The organism is Spirosoma lacussanchae, from assembly GCF_005870035.1.
GTDB classification, from domain to species: domain Bacteria; phylum Bacteroidota; class Bacteroidia; order Cytophagales; family Spirosomataceae; genus Spirosoma; species Spirosoma lacussanchae.
Genome location: NZ_SWJG01000003.1, coordinates 507000 through 524038 on the forward strand (window position 1 = coordinate 507000; position 17039 = coordinate 524038).

The 17039-nt window shown below is 55.1% G+C and carries 17 protein-coding genes; 7 read left to right on the forward strand and 10 right to left on the reverse strand.

From position 1 onward, the window contains the following. Nucleotides 1-32: 32 nt before the first annotated feature. Together FBR45_RS15235 and FBR45_RS15240 are read right to left on the reverse strand one after the other, a co-directional pair. Nucleotides 33-1316 carry a mandelate racemase/muconate lactonizing enzyme family protein gene (locus FBR45_RS15235; protein WP_138503786.1) on the reverse strand — a complete coding sequence of 428 codons (1284 nt, stop codon included), beginning with the start codon at nucleotides 1314-1316 and terminating at the stop codon, nucleotides 33-35. Nucleotides 1317-1342: 26 nt separating this feature from the next. Beyond that, on the reverse strand, nucleotides 1343-2287 hold the full coding sequence (locus FBR45_RS15240) for an RraA family protein (RefSeq protein WP_138503788.1): 945 nt from the start codon (nucleotides 2285-2287) through the stop codon (nucleotides 1343-1345). 693 nt (nucleotides 2288-2980) lie between these two features. Between FBR45_RS15240 and FBR45_RS15245 the strand changes: the two genes are divergently transcribed. Together FBR45_RS15245 and FBR45_RS15250 are read left to right on the forward strand one after the other, a co-directional pair. Then, entirely contained in the window at nucleotides 2981-4018 is a 1038-nt protein-coding gene (locus FBR45_RS15245) for a LacI family DNA-binding transcriptional regulator (protein WP_138503790.1), read from the forward strand. A 69-nt stretch (nucleotides 4019-4087) separates the two neighbouring features. Beyond that, nucleotides 4088-5122 (forward strand): glycoside hydrolase family 43 protein, encoded by a 1035-nt coding sequence (locus tag FBR45_RS15250; RefSeq protein ID WP_138503792.1) that lies wholly within the window; start codon nucleotides 4088-4090, stop codon nucleotides 5120-5122. 99 nt (nucleotides 5123-5221) lie between these two features. Here FBR45_RS15250 and FBR45_RS15255 read toward each other — a convergent pair whose 3' ends face one another. The 3 genes from FBR45_RS15255 to FBR45_RS15265 form a co-directional block, all read right to left on the reverse strand. Then, complete coding sequence (locus FBR45_RS15255) at nucleotides 5222-6703, reverse strand: sensor histidine kinase (protein WP_171044905.1); 1482 nt, start codon at nucleotides 6701-6703, stop codon at nucleotides 5222-5224. Nucleotides 6704-7144: 441 nt separating this feature from the next. Continuing rightward, nucleotides 7145-8872 (reverse strand): M56 family metallopeptidase, encoded by a 1728-nt coding sequence (locus FBR45_RS15260; RefSeq protein WP_138503796.1) that lies wholly within the window; start codon nucleotides 8870-8872, stop codon nucleotides 7145-7147. Nucleotides 8873-8940: 68 nt separating this feature from the next. Next, entirely contained in the window at nucleotides 8941-9306 is a 366-nt protein-coding gene (locus FBR45_RS15265; protein ID WP_138503798.1) for a BlaI/MecI/CopY family transcriptional regulator, read from the reverse strand. A gap of 109 nt (nucleotides 9307-9415) precedes the next feature. On the opposite strand from FBR45_RS15265, the gene FBR45_RS15270 reads away from it, so the two are divergent. Next, nucleotides 9416-9892, forward strand: coding sequence for a gliding motility lipoprotein GldH (locus tag FBR45_RS15270; RefSeq protein WP_138503800.1), 477 nt, complete (start codon nucleotides 9416-9418; stop codon nucleotides 9890-9892). Between the two features lie 6 nt (nucleotides 9893-9898). Further along, nucleotides 9899-10543 (forward strand): phosphatase PAP2 family protein, encoded by a 645-nt coding sequence (locus tag FBR45_RS15275; protein WP_138503803.1) that lies wholly within the window; start codon nucleotides 9899-9901, stop codon nucleotides 10541-10543. A gap of 18 nt (nucleotides 10544-10561) precedes the next feature. Here FBR45_RS15275 and FBR45_RS15280 read toward each other — a convergent pair whose 3' ends face one another. The 3 genes from FBR45_RS15280 to FBR45_RS15290 are packed head-to-tail and all read right to left on the reverse strand — an operon-like array spanning nucleotide 10562 to nucleotide 13497. Further along, nucleotides 10562-11641 carry a VWA domain-containing protein gene (locus FBR45_RS15280; protein WP_138503805.1) on the reverse strand — a complete coding sequence of 360 codons (1080 nt, stop codon included), beginning with the start codon at nucleotides 11639-11641 and terminating at the stop codon, nucleotides 10562-10564. A gap of 30 nt (nucleotides 11642-11671) precedes the next feature. Beyond that, complete coding sequence (locus FBR45_RS15285) at nucleotides 11672-12634, reverse strand: hypothetical protein (protein WP_246082259.1); 963 nt, start codon at nucleotides 12632-12634, stop codon at nucleotides 11672-11674. Then, nucleotides 12634-13497, reverse strand: coding sequence for a DUF58 domain-containing protein (locus FBR45_RS15290; protein WP_138503807.1), 864 nt, complete (start codon nucleotides 13495-13497; stop codon nucleotides 12634-12636). Before FBR45_RS15290 ends, FBR45_RS15285 begins: the two co-directional genes overlap by 1 nt. Nucleotides 13498-13587: 90 nt before the next feature. Between FBR45_RS15290 and FBR45_RS15295 the strand changes: the two genes are divergently transcribed. From FBR45_RS15295 to FBR45_RS15305, 3 genes are all read left to right on the forward strand, one after another. After that, on the forward strand, nucleotides 13588-13968 hold the full coding sequence (locus tag FBR45_RS15295; protein ID WP_138503809.1) for a DUF4296 domain-containing protein: 381 nt from the start codon (nucleotides 13588-13590) through the stop codon (nucleotides 13966-13968). Beyond that, nucleotides 13965-15323 (forward strand): protoporphyrinogen oxidase, encoded by a 1359-nt coding sequence (gene hemG, locus FBR45_RS15300; RefSeq protein ID WP_138503811.1) that lies wholly within the window; start codon nucleotides 13965-13967, stop codon nucleotides 15321-15323. Before FBR45_RS15295 ends, hemG begins: the two co-directional genes overlap by 4 nt. Before the next feature lie 73 nt (nucleotides 15324-15396). Beyond that, nucleotides 15397-16197, forward strand: coding sequence for a polyprenol monophosphomannose synthase (locus FBR45_RS15305; protein WP_138503813.1), 801 nt, complete (start codon nucleotides 15397-15399; stop codon nucleotides 16195-16197). A gap of 130 nt (nucleotides 16198-16327) precedes the next feature. Here FBR45_RS15305 and FBR45_RS15310 read toward each other — a convergent pair whose 3' ends face one another. Continuing rightward, nucleotides 16328-16765 (reverse strand): type II toxin-antitoxin system VapC family toxin, encoded by a 438-nt coding sequence (locus FBR45_RS15310; RefSeq protein WP_138503815.1) that lies wholly within the window; start codon nucleotides 16763-16765, stop codon nucleotides 16328-16330. Continuing rightward, on the reverse strand, nucleotides 16762-17016 hold the full coding sequence (locus FBR45_RS15315; RefSeq protein ID WP_138503817.1) for a DUF6364 family protein: 255 nt from the start codon (nucleotides 17014-17016) through the stop codon (nucleotides 16762-16764). Before FBR45_RS15315 ends, FBR45_RS15310 begins: the two co-directional genes overlap by 4 nt. Nucleotides 17017-17039: the final 23 nt, after the last annotated feature.

Here is a 17039-nt window from a genome sequence, read left to right on the forward strand (position 1 = left end):
GGCAGCAAAGTCAAATGGGCATTCGGTCTGGCTTATACAAAAAACGGGACGTCTTTGGGGGCATATTTACGCATACCCTCTTCGTTGATTTCGACCCCGATGCCGGGCTTTTCGGAGAGCGGAATGTAGCCGTCTTTCACCATCGGCCCGTCGAAGGTGACGACCTCCTTGAACATTGGCTCCTCGTGGAAATAAATCTGCCACTCCAGAATCAGGAAGTTCGGTACCGACGCACACACGTGGCTCGACGCCATGGCCCCCAGATAAGAGGCTACCATGTGGGGCGCAAACGGTACGTAATACAGATTCGACAGGTTGGCAATCCGCTGCGCTTCGCCGAGACCGCCTGCTTTTTGCAGATCGGGCATGATAATGTCGACGGCGCCGATTTCGAGCAGCTTCCGGAACCCGTGGGCTAGGTAGTGGTTCTCGCCTGCGCAGATCGGCGTGTTCGACGCTTCGCGTATCTGGCGGTAGGCTTCGGGGTTCTCGGCCGGAATTGGTTCTTCCAGAAACAGCAGGTTCAGCGGTTCCATCATCTTTGCCACGCGCCGACCGGTGGTGACGTCGTACCGGCCGTGCATGTCGACGCAGATGTCGACTTTCGGGCCAACGGCTTTCCGGACGCTGGCAATCTGGTTGTACATCCGCTCCAGCTCGCCCTGGCTGGCGGTCCAGTTGTAGGCGTCGTACTTGTTAGGATCGTTTCGCTCGTCGATGTCGAACTTAACGGCCGTAAAACCCATGTCGACGGCTTTTTTGGCGCTTCGGCCGAAGGCGTCGGGGCTGGTATCGGTTTCGCGGTAGGCGCCCGTATCGCAGTAGACCCGGATTTTGTCGCGGAACTTACCGCCCAGCAGCTGGTAAACAGGCATGCCGAGGGCTTTACCGACAAGGTCCCACAGGGCCGTTTCGATAGCCGACAGAACGGATATATAGATGCCGGCCTGCGCACCTTCGAAGAACCCCGACCGTCGTACGTCTTCAAACAGCCGGTTCACGTTGAGCGGGCTTTTGCCTTTGATGCGCTGGCCCATCATTTTAACCAGATGGTAGGTGCCGACCGAGGCATCGACGGCTTCACCGCAGCCCCAGATGCCCTGGTTGGTATGCACTTTCACGAAGAGGCTGTGTCCGTTTCGGGTGTAGCCGCATTTTATATCGGTTATTTTCAGGTCAGACGGCGCCGAGGAAAGGGGAGCGTTATGAACGGCGGTTTCGAGTTCTTCGCCGAAGGTTGAAAAAGAAGTGGCGGCCAGGGCCGTGCTGATGGCGCTCTTGGTCAGAAACGAACGCCGGGAGGTAGGTTTAGTCATGGTTCGGTAAGGGATAGGCGTTCGGTTTACCAGGTACGGGTTTTCAAATACTCCTGAATCTGCTCTTTGGGTACGGGCAGTTCGTTCACGTGGGCGTTGAGCCACTGCGAAAAATCTTTCTCGATTTCGGCCGACCAGCGGGTGTCGATCTGGCCGGGCGTATACTTCTGCTCGCGCAGGCGTTGGTGGCCGAACATGTCGCGCAGGCGGATGATCTCCGATGTTTTTACGACCTTCTCGGCCAGGTGGGGCGGAATGAAGCAGACACCGCCGTCGCGGCCCAGTACCACATCGCCGGGCATGACCATGACTTTGCCGATGCGGGTAGGGCGGTTGATGCCAACCAGGGTGGTGTTCAGGTTTCCGTCGGGGTTGTGGTGGGAGGGGTGATAGCTGCGGAAGTAGGACGTAAAGCCGCCAATCTCCTTCAGCCCGGCTACGTCCCGAACGGCGCCTTCGTAAACGATGCCGTTGCCCGTTTTGGCATAAATCGAGTTGCCCAGATTGTCACCAATGGTCGGTCCGTCTTCGTGCATGCCAAACTGATCAACCACGTACACGTCGCCTTTTACCAGCATGTCGATAGGCCAGGCGTTCTGGGACTTTACGCGTCCATCTTTGGTATGCCCTTTTTCGTCGGTCACGCGGTGTACATCGGGTCGGCCCGGCATAAATGTGGCCGTCAGCGCCCGGCCTACCAGCACGCTGTCGGGGTTAATGGTTTGCCAGTCGCCGGTAAACTGATACCGGTAGTTTTCGTTTTTAAGCACAGCCCAGGCTTCTTCATGGGTCACCAGCTTCATTCGCTTCAGGATGGCATCCGGCACTTTAGGGCGTCCGTCCGGGAAGCGCTCGCCTTTCCAGTCGGGCGTCAGGAAGATGAGCTCTTCGCGGGAAATCTGCTGCCCCAGCGACGCTGTCGCCCGCCCAAGGAGGCATACTAAAGCGGCTGTAACAATTGTCAGCTTCATATAGGTGAAAAAAGGTTAAGGGGTTTGTATACATTCGGATAAACACGACCGTGTACGCCTTCTACCCTTTTCAACCGATTGAATTTCAGTTGCAGTCTTCAGCAGGTAGTTCAGGTGAAAAACAGCCTTCCCGCCAGGTGGCAGGAGGCTGTCCGGTAAACCTATAATTGCTACTATCTTATCAGTGAGGACCTGTCTGGTTGGGCGTCGGTCGAGCTACACGGCGAGCGGTTTTTCCGAATGTGGAGCTGAGCCTCGGCGCGGGGGCAGTACCGGTACGGGTCAGGTCAACCCCGACCTGGCTATTGAAGCACAGATGGCAAATTGATTAGCGATTAAGTCATTGTAAATCAATAGAAATGAAAACCTATGTAAGTGGCAGGCAACCTATGCTATAGAAGGCATAGGTGTTTTGGTTATAAAATTCCTGTTATTTCTCTAACAAAGCAATCGGTTGCATAAAAATTTTTTATGAGAAAAATCTTACTGAGAAAGGAATAGGTATCGGTAAATAATCTAGTTTTATCCTTCTTTTGGCTAGATATTAGTTGATAAATGCAGACTGTTACTGATCGTTTACTCATATTTAAGCCGTGAATAACAGAGACAGTTGGTTTGATTCAACCGATTGCAAACGTAGTTTACAGGATTAAGCCGTATTTTGCCCTACCACCACCGGTAAGGAAGCTTAGCATGGAGAAAGATGTAACCATCTATGATATAGCCAGACTGCTGCAGTTATCACCAGCTACAGTGAGTCGGGCGCTGAATGATCATCCCGCTATTAATAGCAATACCAAACATATGATCGCCAGCAAGGCGAAGGAGATGGGTTACCGCTCCAATATGTTTGCCAGTAATTTGAGACGCCAGCGTACCAGCACGATCGGCGTAATTGTGCCCCGGCTCGATAGCTACTTCATGTCGACGGTGCTGGCTGGTATGGAGAAAGTAGCCAACGACGCCAACTACAACCTGATCATCAGCCAGTCGCTGGAGTCGGTCAGGAAAGAGATAGCGAACGCCAAAACGATGTTCGACAGCCGGGTCGACGGGCTGCTCGTGTCGCTGGCGGCCGATACCGAAAACCTCGATCACTTCAATACCTTTTTTCAGAAAGGCATCCCCATGATCCTGTTCGACCGGATCATGCCCCAGAAAAACTGCACCAACATCGTGATCGACAATGTGAAGGCGGGCTACGATGCAACGAGTCACCTCATTGAGCAGGGATGCCGCCGGATTATGCACATGACCGGTAACATAAAACGGAACGTATACGAAGACCGGCTGAAAGGCTATAAGCTCGCCCTGACGGATCACGGGCTAGCCGTCGACGATGCGCTGGTGCAGCTAACCAACCTGACCCGGCAGGATGGCCTGCAGCTGGCCGATCATATCAAGCATATGGCATCGCCACCCGACGGACTTTTTGTGGCCAACGATTTTTGCGCTGTAAGCTGCATGGGCGCCCTGAAGGCCAACGGACTGTCGATTCCCGGCGATATTGCCGTGGTTGGTTTCAACAACGACCCGGTCTCGCAGGTGATTGAGCCCAACCTGACAACGGTGCATTATCCCGGTCAGGAAATGGGCGAAATAGCGGCCCAGAGCCTGATCAACCACCTGAACGGCTTGCTGCGCATCAATACCACCAATACGATTCTGCTCAATTACGAGCTTGTTGTCCGGGCCTCGTCGTTACGCACCCCGCCGGCTGAATCGTGCTGATCGCTTTTTGTTTACTGTAAACCCTATTAGTCTGATATGCAAACCAAAAATTTCGTCCAATCCTTAGTCATGAATCGGTCACTCCTGGTGGCCGCTCTGGTAGCAGCCGGTGCCAGTGCCGGGGTCTGCCAGTCGGCCAGCGCGCCGAAGCCGCTGGTTAGCCATATTTTCACTGCCGACCCTTCGGCCCACGTCTTCAACGGGAAGATCTATATCTATCCCTCACACGATATCGAAGCCAACGTAGCCGAAGACGACGAAGGCGGACATTTCAACATGCGCGACTACCACATTTTATCAATGGATAAAATTGGTGGTAAAGTGACCGATCATGGCGTCGCCCTCGATCTGAAAGACATTCCCTGGGCGGGGCGGCAGCTCTGGGCACCCGATGCGGCTTATAAAAACGGGACGTATTACCTTTACTTTCCGGTTAAGGACAAGCAGGATGTGTTTCGGATTGGTGTAGCTACCAGCAAGTCGCCAACGGGTCCGTTTAAAGCCGAGCCGCAGCCGATGGCGGGTACCTACAGCATCGATCCGGCGGTGTTTACCGATACCGACGGTACTTCCTACATGTATCTGGGGGGTATCTGGGGCGGGCAGCTGCAACGGTGGCATACGGGTAAGTACGAGGCCAACGGCTCCAAAACCGATCTGAAGAAAGATAACGAACCGGCCCTGAGCGCTAAGGTTGCCCGCCTGAGCAAAAACATGCTTACGCTGGATGAGCCCCTTAAAGATGTGCAGATTCTGGACCAGAACGGGAAGCCGCTGCTCGGTGGTGATCACGACCGGCGGTTCTTTGAAGGAGGTTGGATGCATAAGTACAAGAACAAATATTACTTCTCGTACTCGACCGGCGACACCCATTTTCTGGCCTATGCCACGGGCGATACGCCGTACGGTCCGTTCACGTACCAGGGTGTTATCATGAAGCCCGTAACCGGCTGGACAACTCACCACTCCATTGTGGAGTTCAACGGCAAGTGGTACATCTTCTACCACGATGTCGAACTGTCGGGTAAAACGCACCTGCGTAATGTGAAAGTCCGGGAGCTGCCCCGCCGGGCCGACGGGTCGATCGAAACCATCACGCCCTAGGCGAAGCCATAGTTTAGATCCGGAGCGGGAGAAGTAGCCCAACCCGTTTGTTTTGAGATACCCCGAACAGCCCGTCTGCCTGGCGCTGGTCGGGGTATTTTAGCTTACCTGGATCTGGGACGTCTGCCGGGTATGTTCATTACCGGGGCGGTTCGTTTTGTTGGGGAGAGACTCAGCCGCGGGCAGATTTATTTTGACCAGGGTACCTGAACCCGGTTCGCTGTAGACGATCATTTGGCCCTGGTTGCGCTCGGTCAGTTCTTTCGACAGGCGCAGACCCAAGCCCGTGCCGCGCTCACCCGCGGTGCCTGTCGATGAGGAAGTATTGGCAAACATAGTGGCTAACTGATCCATCGACATGCCCTGCCCCGTATCCTGAACACAAATCCAGCAGCGCTCGCCTTCCCGGTAGCTGCTAAGGGTTACGATGCCCGACGGCTCAGAAAATTTGATGGCGTTATCAACCAGGTTGCGCAGAATGACCCGCAGCTGAAGCTCGTCGGCCCAGACCCGGTTTTGCGCCGGTATATTGACCTGAAAATCAACCTGCTTACTCGCGGCCATTTCCTGCAATAGGCCCAGTACGTCGTTGACCAGATCGCGTATCGGATGGGGGGCTGGCCGTGATCTGAGTTCGTTCATCTGACCGAGCGACCAGTACAGCAGATTATCCAGGTTGCCGTAGAGCCGGTCGACGTGTTGAGCCAGCCGCGCCTGCAAGGCCGTAAACTGAGCCCTGCTCAGGCTCTGTTGCTGCATCATGATCAGCATGCTTTTCAACGAAGCGATGGGGCTTCGGAGTTCGTGACTTATGATGGAAAACAGGCGGTCTTTCACCTGGTTGGAGTGGTTTAACTCGGTAGTTCGTTTGGCTACCTGTTGCTCAAGCCGGGCGTTCTGCTGTTCAAGTATGCTTTGTTTCTCGTCGGAGAGCGTAACCAGCTCGGCCTGGGCCAGATGAAGCAGCCGGCCTGTATGGTAATTATGGCGGGCTAGCAGGAAAAGCAAAACGAAAAAGCCACCGAACCGATTCGCCAGCATCAGGCTGGGCGGAAGCGGGGCGAAAATCGTAAATGAAGTCTGCTGGCTCAACTTGAGAACAACCAGGGTAGAGCCTATGCTGGCGCTTAATAACGCTACCGCCACCAGATAGCCGCTGTAGTCGCGCTGCTTGCGGCCAGCCAGGAGCGCTATGACGAACGAGTCGAAAAGAATAACGGACGAAATGCCTTTGTACAACGAGCTGAGCCACTGTTGCTTTGTCCAGACTGCCAGCAGACCAACAAGAATACCGGCTACCCCGATTGCTGTCAGGTGTGTGAGCCGTCGAAGTTTGCTCCGGTTCAGCAGGTAGTATACACTACCGGCCAGCCCTATGATCATCATCTTCTCGAAGATAATAAATAGCACCGCATACAGTGCATGATCGAACAGGTCGGGCTGGAGGAGTTGATACCAGGATAAGGTAAAAAAGCCAACCGAAGCCGTGCTGGCCATATTGAACCACTGGTAAAGAATATCGTGGCGGTAGAGAAAGCTGTAAAACAGGACTAACAGAAAAAGCGTACAGGCAATTCCCATACTGAAGGCATGAGCTGCGTTCGCTAAAACATCGACCGAAAAAGCCTGCTCTGCAGGGTTCGTGAGAGCAAATGGTCCAGGATGATTGAGTAGGTATGAAGAGGTGAACATACTCCGGTAAAGAACAAGCCAGTGAATGGATACAGAACTACAAATGCGCAGACGTGTTGAGTAGGATTGAACCCAGGCTGGATGGGTACAAGGCCGCGGATTTGATTGCCGTCAGGGGAATCTATCCGGGTTTGTAGTAATAAATGTCAATATGCTTACAAAAGTGTAAGAATAGTTGAAAAGGCGCCATGAATTAAGAATTCTGCCGCGTACAATGACAAAATTTCGCAAAGAAATTAGTCGATTTCACAGCGCTAAACGGCCAGTTGGACGCGTTAGTCTGCTAATTCATGTAAAGATGTATGAAGGCGTATGCCGGGCGGGTTCTCTCTAAAAGTCGCCGGTGTAGAACGGGCTGAATACGTAGTAGCTACTGTCGCGTTTGGCTCGTTTGGGGGCGGTTTTGATATGCAGCTCGAACCGGCGCTCGGGCTGATCGGGGCGAAACCAGCTTGTATAGGGGCGCTCTCGCGTGCCTAGCCTGGCTATCTCGCGCACATGTATCGTGGCTACATCGGCAACGGTGGCCGGCAGGTTATTGATGTATACGTCGACGTCATTTTTGTACTCGTCGTATACCTTCAGGTGCTCGTCTGCCGTGCGTTCGACCAGGGCGTTTTTGTTGTGAAAAAAGGTCGCTTCGAGCAAAGAATTCATGGTAAACATATACGATTCGCCCCGGGGGTGCTGCGAGATGGCTGCGGCCTGTAACAGCGCGAAAAACTCGTTCCGCTGCGCCGTGAACCGAACCGGCTTCGTGGCGGTCTGAAGCAGGATCTGGTACGGTTTGGCCTGCGTATCGACGTCGGGCTGCCCCTCAAGCTGGTGCATGACAAACAGCTCGCCGATCGATTCCGGCGCAATCTGGCTCAGCGAATCGAGCGGCCTTTCTTTTCCGTTGATATACAGGGCTGATGCGTACAGAAAGTCGCTGGCAACGGAGAGTTTGTTTTGCCGAATCTGTACCACCAGCGGATCGCTGGCTATGGTTTTGGTGCCGGATCGGGTATCGAAGAGGGCCATGTGCTGGTACCAGCTGCCCCGGGCTTCCAGCTCAACAACCAGCGCCCGGGTCGGACTGGTGGCGGGTAGCCTCTTACCGGGGTGATTTGGCGTAAACCCGGTCGTATCCGCCTGGACCTGATCGCGGTGACGGCAGGCCAGTATACCCGCACTGACCAGCAATCCCCAGAGTATGTACCGGCCCCAGACAGCCGGTCCCGATCGGGGGCGGTTTATCATGCAGATGCGCTGTCGCAGGGCCGACTGGCCGAACGACGTAACCAGCGGGCTGCGGCTGGCCGACAGGCTTACCGTAACCAGGTTGTACTGATAAACCCGTTCATCGACCCCCTCGGCTACTACGGTTTGGTCGGCCGTAAACTCGAGGGTCTGGTGCAGCAGGTGCCGGAACAGATACGCAGCCGGGTTGAACCAGAAGAGTATACAAACCAGTTCGCCCGCGACCGTATCCAGACTGTGCCACCCCCGGCTGTGTACGCGCTCATGACGCAGAATGTGCTCAAGAACATTGGGCGGGTAGAGCGCCGGGTTAATTACCACCCAGCCAAAGAACGAAAAAGGCGAGGTGACGGTCTCGTTGCGCGCCAGCGTGAAATCCGTATAGGGCTCACAAACCGACTGGCCGATAATCCGGCGAAGCGTCCATAGCCGGATACCAAATCGGACCAGTAAGACCAGTACCCCCGCCAGGTACAGCCCGGCCAGGCACTGCTGCCACGGCCAGGCCGACCGGGTGGGTGGCTGCAGCGTAGACCGGAACGTCTGCCCATTAGGATAGGTGATGGTAATGTCGGCGGGTGGAGCCAGCAGGGTTGGCGCAATGGCCTGAGCCGTTCGCTGCATCATGTGACGCACGGGCTGCGGTCGCCAGTCGGGCAGCTCCGCGAGCGGGAGCAGCAGCGCCGTTGCGAGACCCAGCCACAGAATGGCCCGGTTGATCCCAAACAGGGTTTCGCGCCGGAGCAGCGCGTAAAAGGCCAGACTGACCACAACCAGTAGTCCGTTGGACAGGAGGATATAGTGCATCGTTTCCATTAGATTGGTGTGGGAGAAGTGGCGGGCTGTCACTCGTGTCAGGCTGGTCGGACCGGACGCGAACCCGGCTATTCGTCTTTTTTCTCGATCATGGCCAGGATCTCCCGGAGTTCGTCGGCCGAAATTTTTTCGTTCCGGGCAAAGTAGCTAACCAGGTTCTTGTACGAATTGTCGAAGTAGTCGCCCACGACTTTGGTCAGCACAAATCGGTTCTGATACTGTTCTTTAGAGATGACAGCGTAATATTCGTGGGTGTTGCCGTAGGCCCGGTGACCTACATAGCCCTTTTCCTCGAGGTTACGTACAATCGTCGATACGGTATTATAGTGCAGGGGCGGGTTGCTGAAGTTGGGCACCATGTCTTTCACGTAGCAGGGCTCCATGCGCCACAGTACCTGCATAACTTCTTCTTCCTTAGCGGTTAACTTTTCCATAGTACAAACCTAAAACTATTTATGTAGTTTAAAAACAATCCTGCTCTTTTGTCGGCGTTTGAAAAGCCAGATGGGGCATCGTAGCTTTGTGAAGGATTATATAGCCGGTATGAAAAAAGTAATGGTCTTGTTTGTCATGGCGTTAGCGGCCTTCAGCTGCGACACCAATGCGGTATACAGCGCGTATGAAGACATTGAAGACGGCAAATGGTATGTCAAGAATGCCCCCTCGTTTACCTTTGAGATCGACGACGCCACCATACCCTACAACATTTATTACAACCTGCGCAACAGCCTTTCCTACGGGTATTACAATCTTTACCTGACCCGGTATCTGCGCGATGCCAGCGGTCGGGAAATCGAGTCGCGGCTCGACGAGCTGATTCTGCTCGATCCCAAAACCGGCAAACCCAACGGCGACGGGCTCGGCGATCTGTTCGATCATAAGTTTCTGATGAAGCGCAACTACCGTTTTCCCAAACCCGGCCGCTACACCATGCAGATCCGGCAGTACATGCGGCAGGACCCGCTGCTGAACATCATGAGTGTAGGAATTACGGTCGAAAAGACAACGCCTGCCAATTAAGTTAGTATGCCCGCTTTGCTTCTTCTATTCCGCAACAATCGCTGGTTCTTTGTTCCCTACGGAGGTGTGTTGCTGATCGTGGGTACGTTGCAGCTGCTCTATTCGCAGACGCAGCTGATGCAATGGGTCAACGCCCGGAACAGCCCCGAAGCGGACCTGTTTTTTACCTACGCCACCTACCTGGGCGATGGCGCTTTTTTCGTGATCGCCTGCGTCGTCATGCTGATCTACAACTGGCGGACTGGCCTGCTGGCAGTGGCTAGTTTTGCGGTATCGTCGCTGACATCGCTGTTTCTGAAGACGGTAGTTTTCTCCGGCTCGCCCCGCCCGCTTCGTTATTTCGAACACTCGATCAACGAATACCACCTTATCGAAGGGCTGGATATTTACAGCTACAACAGCTTCCCCTCGGGCCATACGATATCGGCTTTTGCGGTGTTCTCGTTATGGGCATTCATTGACGGACGCAAAAACCGGGGCTGGTTCTTTCTGTTGCTGGGTATTCTGACGGGGTATTCGCGGGTGTACCTGTTTCAGCACTTTGTCGAAGACGTTTTCGTCGGCTCTCTGATCGGTACGGCCTCGTCGGTGCTGGTCTACTGGGGGCTTTACGACTGGCTCCAGACCGTTCGGCTGAAGCGAAAGCTGTAGCGACCGCTCAGGCCCGCGTCAGTCTTCGAGTACATTGCCGAAGATGGTGTTCTTCAGCAGCAGGCCAAACAGCAGGCAGGTAATGGCCCAGCAGAGGTAAATCCGGTAGTAATCCTGCACGTCCTGATACACCCGGATGCGGACCGGGGCGCGTTCGAGTCGGTTAATTTCGGCAAAAATAGCCCGGAGCCGACGCGCATCCGAAGCCCGGTAAAAGCTGCCGCTCCCCGTCGTGGCAATGGTTTTCAGAATGCCTTCATCAACCGTAGCGGCTTCGTTGGGCGCGGCCACCGGCCTGCCAACGGCGATGGTGTAGATTTTTATGGAAAAAGCCCTGGCGAGCCGGGAGGCAGTAACCGGGTCCAGGTTTCCTGCCGTGTTGTCGCCATCGCTCAGCAGAATAATGACTTTGCTGCGTTCTTTGGCGGTTGTCAGGCTATCGCGTCGGGTTGTGTCGGCAACCGGCGCCAGCGGGTCACGCATCCGAACAATACAGCGGGCCAGCGCATCGCCAATGGCCGTTCCGGACGTGCGGATCATCTGCGCGTTCAGCTCGCTCAGATACTGCTTAATCAGCGCGTAGTCGGTCGTGAGCGGACAGAGGGAGTAGGCTTCGCCCGCAAAAACGACCAGCCCGATCCGGTCATTCTTGCGGCCATTTACAAACGACTGCGCTACCCGTCGGGCCGCAGCCAGCCGGGTGGGCGGGAGGTCGGTTTCGGTCATCGAGTCAGAGACGTCCATGGCGAGCATAATATCGATTCCTTCCGAATCTTCTTCCCGTTGTTCGCGCACGATCTGCGGGCGGGCCAGCGCAATCAGGATAAAACTAACACCGACAAAAACACTCAGCGGCAACAGGTACCGGAGCAGGCGCAGTATCGACTGACCCAGCCCTTGCGGCCGGTTTCCGCTGAGGGGAACGTAGAGTGGACCGAGCGAAATGTTCAGCCGTTGCTGAGCCTGCTGATGCAGGTAATAGCGCAGCAGAAACAGCAGCACCAGCGCCGGTATGCCCCACAAGGCCAGCGGATACGCGAACCGGTATTGTTGCCATTGCAGCGGGCTAAGCCAGTCGAGCGAGTACCAGGGTTTCATGCGGGGTATAGTCGGGAGTCAGGTCAGAAATCAAGTCAGTGGCTGGGTTACCAGGTTGTGGTACTGCAAGGTGATCCGGCGCCGGTAATACGCCTGAGTGGCTATGTCGCTCAACACCTGCAAGGCCGGCTGCGACTGCGACGAGAATGCCCCCCCATAAATCATCCGGTCGGCTTCGCGAAGGGCTTCCGTAACGCGTTCGTTGGCAATTTGCTCGGCAATTTCTGAGGTGGTCATCGACTCATAGGGCCGTTGTTCCAGCGACGTCAGATAGGTTTTCCAGAGCACGATGGCCTGGTTGGCCGAGTCGGCTGCGGTTATCGGCGTGATGTTACGGCTCAGGCGATTGTAGTCGCGCAGAAAGCGAAGGTGGCGCCGGTTGAGCCGGTAAAGCCGGTATTGACGCTCGATGGGTTGCCGGAAGAAGGCGTAAAGCAGAAGGCCGGCCAGCCCTGCCATGGCCAGCACAAGGCCCAGAACAGGGTAGTTAAACTGTTGCCGCAGGGGCGCCAGGCGGGTGCTGCTGGCCAGCGTGTGGCTGGCCGGGCGGCTGGCTTTGAGCTTCGACTTCAGAAAAACGGTGTCGGTCTGCGTAAAAAGGGTCGTGCAGTCGGTTGCATTGATCAGGCGTACGGGCACCTGCAGGAGCTGGGCTGAGTCGATTCTGAACGAAACCAGCGTATAAACGGCGCTATCGCGGCTGATCTCGGTCGGGCCGCTGCCCGTGGTCTCGGTCGTAAATATAGCGACGTCCTGGACCTGGAAAGGGCTGAAATGCCGGGCCGTATCCGGAAACAGCACATCGACGGTTGGCCGGTGATAGAACGTCAGCGCGTACCGGAACGGCCGGCCGATCTCGATGCTGTCGGTCAGAAATGCACCGGTCAGCCGCGACCGGGCGGGCGGTTGGGCGCCGGTGTCGATCACCAGCAGCAGGAGCATGAAAACGATGGCCGCATCACTCCGCCGGAGCAGGCCCCAGAAACCAGTCATTATTTTCTGCGAATGCGAAACAGGTCAACGAGTTTAGGAACAAAGTCTTCCTGCGAATCGAGGGCCAGGTAGTTGGCGTTATATTGTTTACAAAGGCGCTCCAGCCGAAGCTGATTCTGCCGGAACGTGTTGCGCAGGCTGCTCCGAAACGAAACCGACGAAGTGTTGACCCATACCGTTTGGCCGGTTTCGGTATCGTATACCGGAATGATGCCCAACCGGGGCAGGTTTACCTCGCGCTGGTCGTACAGGTGTATAACGACCAGATCGTGTTTCTTAGCCAGTGCCTTCAGGTTATGTTCATAGCTCTGATCGATAAAATCAGACAGCAGAATGACCACACTCCGGCGTTTGAGGCTGTTGAGTGTGAACAGCAGCGCATCGGCAATGCTTGTCCGGCCCGACTCGGGTTGCAGCTTGAACAGGCTCATAATGAGCTGATAGCCTGTTTTTAGTCCGTTGCCGGGTTTGATGTATTTTTCTTTCTGATCCGAAAAGCAGTACAGGCCCACATGGCTGGCTTCGTGAATAGCCGACAGGGCCAGCACGCCACATACCTCCTTGGTCGTCTTGAGTTTGTCGCGGTGGTGCGGCCCGACCTGTTGCGAAGCGCTGACATCGACCACAAAAAAAACGGTTTGGTCTTTCTCTTCCCGAAACACCTTGACGAAGGTGCCGTGGCCTTTTGAGGATACGTTCCAGTCGATGGCGCGCACATCGTCGCCGTACTGATACTGACGCAGGTCGGCAAACTCCAGCCCGGTCCCTTTGAAGACCGACCGGAAGCTGCCCCGCATCTGCGAGTTGACGGCTTTCCGGATCCGAATGTCGAAATGACGAAGTCTGGCCAGAAATTCATCCATAGGTGATAGGTGTTAGGGTATTTTAACAGCCATGCCCGAACTTTGTGCACCGCGACTGCCTTACAAAAGTAGTCTGTAATCTTTCTTTCTATGCGCCGTAATCGATTTGCTGTTGTTCGTCAGGGCGTGCTGTTGCTAACGGCCTTCTGGATGATGGCCTGCGGAGTGCCGGCCGATGAGCGGCCCGATAACCTGCTCGATGAAGATCGGATGGCCGATATTCTGGTCGAGATTCACATGGCCGAAGCTCGCGTAAGTCGCATGGCGTTCTCGTCGTCCGACTCGTCCAATATTGTTTACAAGCGGCTGGAGAAACAGATTCTGCGTCGGTTCAAGACCGACACATCGGCCTACAACCAAAGCTACAAGTACTACGCATCGCACCCGCGCGATATGGAAGCGATCTATAAAGAAGTGGTCAGCAAACTGCAGAAACGAACCGAAACCGTTAAGCCCCCTGCCCGTTCATGAGAATCGGTATCATTGGCGCGGGTATTTCGGGGCTGACCCTGGCCTACGAACTACAGAAGCGGGGCGTTGACTATCACCTCTGGGAAGCCTCGGCCGAGCCGGGGGGCTACATCCGGTCCAGGCGCGAGCTGGTGGGCAACGCGTCGTACCTGCGCGAGCTGGGCCCCAACTCACTGCTGGGCGGTGATGAGCTGCTGGCCTGGATCGACGAACTCGGCCTCACCCCCGAGCTGCTCTTTGCCAACCCCGTCAGTAAAGCCCGCTTCATTTACCGCAATGGGCAGTACCGGGCGCTGCCGTCGGGGCCGCCGTCGCTGCTGGGCGGTACGTTCTTCAGCTGGCGTACCAAATGGGCCATTGTTCGGGAGCTTTTCAACAAAACCAGATCGACCGGTTCTGAAACGCTGGGTCAGTTTTTCCGGCGTAGGTTCTCCGACGAACTGGTCGACTATGCGCTGGCGCCGTTTGTGAGCGGTATCTATGCCGGTGATCCGGATCAGTTGCTGGTATCCGAAACCTTTCCGATGCTGCTGACTTATGAGCGTGAGTATGGATCGGTACTGAAAGGGTTGATCAAAAACCAGTCGGCGGCCGGTCGGCGGCAGTCGTTCAGCTTCCGGAACGGGATGCAGGCCCTGCCCGACGCTCTGGCCGCCCGCTTAACGAAGCTGTCGCTCAACGATCCGGTCAGCCAGCTTACCCGCACGAGCAACGGCTGGCGCGTGACCAGCGTACAGGGAATAACCGAGGTCGATCAACTGGTGCTGGCAGTCGGGGCCAATGCGACTGCGCGGTTGGTTGCGCCTTATTACGAAGGGTTGGCACAGGCCTTGCAGGCGGTTCGGTATCCGCCCATGACGGCGGTTCATTCAGCTTACAAACGCGCTGACGTGCAGCACCCTCTCAACGGATTTGGTGGGCTGAATCCCGCCGTAGAGAAGCGGTTTGCCGCCGGGCATATCTGGAGCAGTTCGGTGTTCGGTACCGGACCCGACTCGGGTCGATGCCCGGCCGATGAGGTGCTGTTTACGACGTTTGTGGGTGGTATGACCGCGGTCGATAACGCCCGCCAGCCCGACGAGGTTATTTTCAGGAATGTCCACCAGGAGCTGGCCCAGAGCTTTAAGATTCGGTCTGAAAAGCCCGTATTTCGGGCCATTTACCGCTGGGAGAGCGCCATTCCGCAGTATGACTGGCAGATTGTAGCTGTGCAGCAGCAGGTAGCTGCGGTTAAAGCGGATAAACTGTTGGTCTGCGCCAACTGGTACGGTGGCCTCTCGCTGGCCGATTGTTTGAAGAAAGCACGTAACCTGGCCGAAGAAATTGGTGCTAAATCGCTGATTAACAATTTTTAATGGCTTAATTGTACAAAAACGCATAGGTTTCGTGTTGTAGTAATAGATCCCTCATACTAACCTGCTCGACATCGTGAAAGAACGTTTGGTGGTTATTCCCACATATAATGAAATAGAGAACATAGAGGCTATCATCCGTAAAGTGTTCAGCCTGGCCGAGCCGTTCGACATCCTGATCGTTGACGATGGCTCGCCGGACGGAACGGCCCGCCGTGTTCGCGATTTACAGGAAGAATTCCCTCCCAACGGGTCGGCGCAGCGGCTTCACCTGCTCGAACGGCGGGGTAAACTGGGCCTGGGTACAGCTTATATCGATGGGTTTAAGTGGGCCTTGTCGCGGGGGTATCAGTACCTGTTCGAGATGGATGCCGACTTCTCTCACAACCCCGAAGATCTGATCCGGTTGTACCACGCCTGTGCGGATGAAGGGCCGAAGCGGGCCGACGTGGCAGTCGGGTCGCGGTACATCAAAGGCGTAAACGTGGTAAACTGGCCCATGGGCCGGGTGCTGATGTCGTATTTTGCCGGGGTGTACGTGCGGTTCGTGACGGGCATGTCGATTATGGACCCCACGGCCGGTTTTGTCTGCTATCGGCGCGAGGTGCTGGAAGTGATTCTGCACAACCCAATCAAATTTGTGGGCTATGCTTTCCAGATCGAAATGAAATTTACGTGCTGGAAATACGGATTCCGGATTACCGAAGTCCCCATTATTTTCACCGACCGTACCAAAGGCGTCTCAAAAATGTCGTCCAAGATTTTCAAAGAGGCCGTTTTTGGTGTACTACAGATGAAAATCAGCAGCTTTTTCCGCCACTACATCCCCCGCCCGGAAGCGGCCGTACGAGCCGAAGAACCCGTCGATGCGGTGTAATCAACCAGAGTAGTTGAGGCCTCACAGGTATGCTAAAGGGAGAGTGAGGGCACGTTTTTAAAAGTCTGGATAATGAATCTGCATTCGCCAGACGTTTACTATTGACGGCTTTTAAGGTTGGCAACAAAGCTCACGGAGGAGACAATTTTGTAAGCATCTCGGCGGGTGTTACGACAGGTAATTGGCTCTGATCTGCCAGACGAAAATCTTTGGTGTTACCCGTTACAAAGTACTGGATGGCTCGATTATCCAGCGCGGTTTGATACTGAAACCCGTCTTCCAGGTCTGTGATGGTCATCAATTGGCTGGCTGTTGCAAACGTATTTTTATCAGCTCCCGCCACTTGTACGAGAGCCAGAAAGCTCAGTAGCGCGTCTCGCTGTTTTTGCCCTCGTTTTCCGGCACGGTGCAATACATAAGACACTGTATAAACCGAACCGGCGGAGATGTAAATAGTCAGGCGGTTTTCTTCGGCAGCTAGAAACAGGCGGGTCGCTTCGTCGGCAAAGGTATCTTCGCGGTCTAGGAGCCAGTCCAGAATCACGTTTGTATCCGCAAAAATGGTCATAGGCCGAAATGGTCTCTGTACATCATGTCCCGAATCTGCTTATCGGTTTTCTGACTCAGGCTGCTTTTGGCAATGCCCCGTAGGCTCTGAGCGCTCGAACTGGCCGGACTTGATTCAGGTATGCCAACGTCTGCCGACGTCAGAAGCTGCTCAATCATAGCCGATAAGGATTGGTGCTGCTGTTTGGCCAGCCGTTTGGCATTGGCCACTATCTGTTCGTCAACAGTCAGGGTTAGCTTCACTTTACCCATATACGTATTTTTTTCAAAATTCT

Bases quoted from the DNA above. Each gene is read 5' to 3' on its own strand.
- FBR45_RS15235 (WP_138503786.1), bottom strand. From the start codon at position 1,316: ATGACTAAACCTACCTCCCGGCGTTCGTTTCTGACCAAGAGCGCCATC.
- FBR45_RS15240 (WP_138503788.1), bottom strand. From the start codon at position 2,287: ATGAAGCTGACAATTGTTACAGCCGCTTTAGTATGCCTCCTTGGGCGG.
- FBR45_RS15245 (WP_138503790.1), top strand. From the start codon at position 2,981: ATGGAGAAAGATGTAACCATCTATGATATAGCCAGACTGCTGCAGTTA.
- FBR45_RS15250 (WP_138503792.1), top strand. From the start codon at position 4,088: ATGAATCGGTCACTCCTGGTGGCCGCTCTGGTAGCAGCCGGTGCCAGT.
- FBR45_RS15255 (WP_171044905.1), bottom strand. From the start codon at position 6,703: ATGGGAATTGCCTGTACGCTTTTTCTGTTAGTCCTGTTTTACAGCTTT.
- FBR45_RS15260 (WP_138503796.1), bottom strand. From the start codon at position 8,872: ATGGAAACGATGCACTATATCCTCCTGTCCAACGGACTACTGGTTGTG.
- FBR45_RS15265 (WP_138503798.1), bottom strand. From the start codon at position 9,306: ATGGAAAAGTTAACCGCTAAGGAAGAAGAAGTTATGCAGGTACTGTGG.
- FBR45_RS15270 (WP_138503800.1), top strand. From the start codon at position 9,416: ATGAAAAAAGTAATGGTCTTGTTTGTCATGGCGTTAGCGGCCTTCAGC.
- FBR45_RS15275 (WP_138503803.1), top strand. From the start codon at position 9,899: ATGCCCGCTTTGCTTCTTCTATTCCGCAACAATCGCTGGTTCTTTGTT.
- FBR45_RS15280 (WP_138503805.1), bottom strand. From the start codon at position 11,641: ATGAAACCCTGGTACTCGCTCGACTGGCTTAGCCCGCTGCAATGGCAA.
- FBR45_RS15285 (WP_246082259.1), bottom strand. From the start codon at position 12,634: ATGACTGGTTTCTGGGGCCTGCTCCGGCGGAGTGATGCGGCCATCGTT.
- FBR45_RS15290 (WP_138503807.1), bottom strand. From the start codon at position 13,497: ATGGATGAATTTCTGGCCAGACTTCGTCATTTCGACATTCGGATCCGG.
- FBR45_RS15295 (WP_138503809.1), top strand. From the start codon at position 13,588: ATGCGCCGTAATCGATTTGCTGTTGTTCGTCAGGGCGTGCTGTTGCTA.
- hemG (WP_138503811.1), top strand. From the start codon at position 13,965: ATGAGAATCGGTATCATTGGCGCGGGTATTTCGGGGCTGACCCTGGCC.
- FBR45_RS15310 (WP_138503815.1), bottom strand. From the start codon at position 16,765: ATGACCATTTTTGCGGATACAAACGTGATTCTGGACTGGCTCCTAGAC.
- FBR45_RS15315 (WP_138503817.1), bottom strand. From the start codon at position 17,016: ATGGGTAAAGTGAAGCTAACCCTGACTGTTGACGAACAGATAGTGGCC.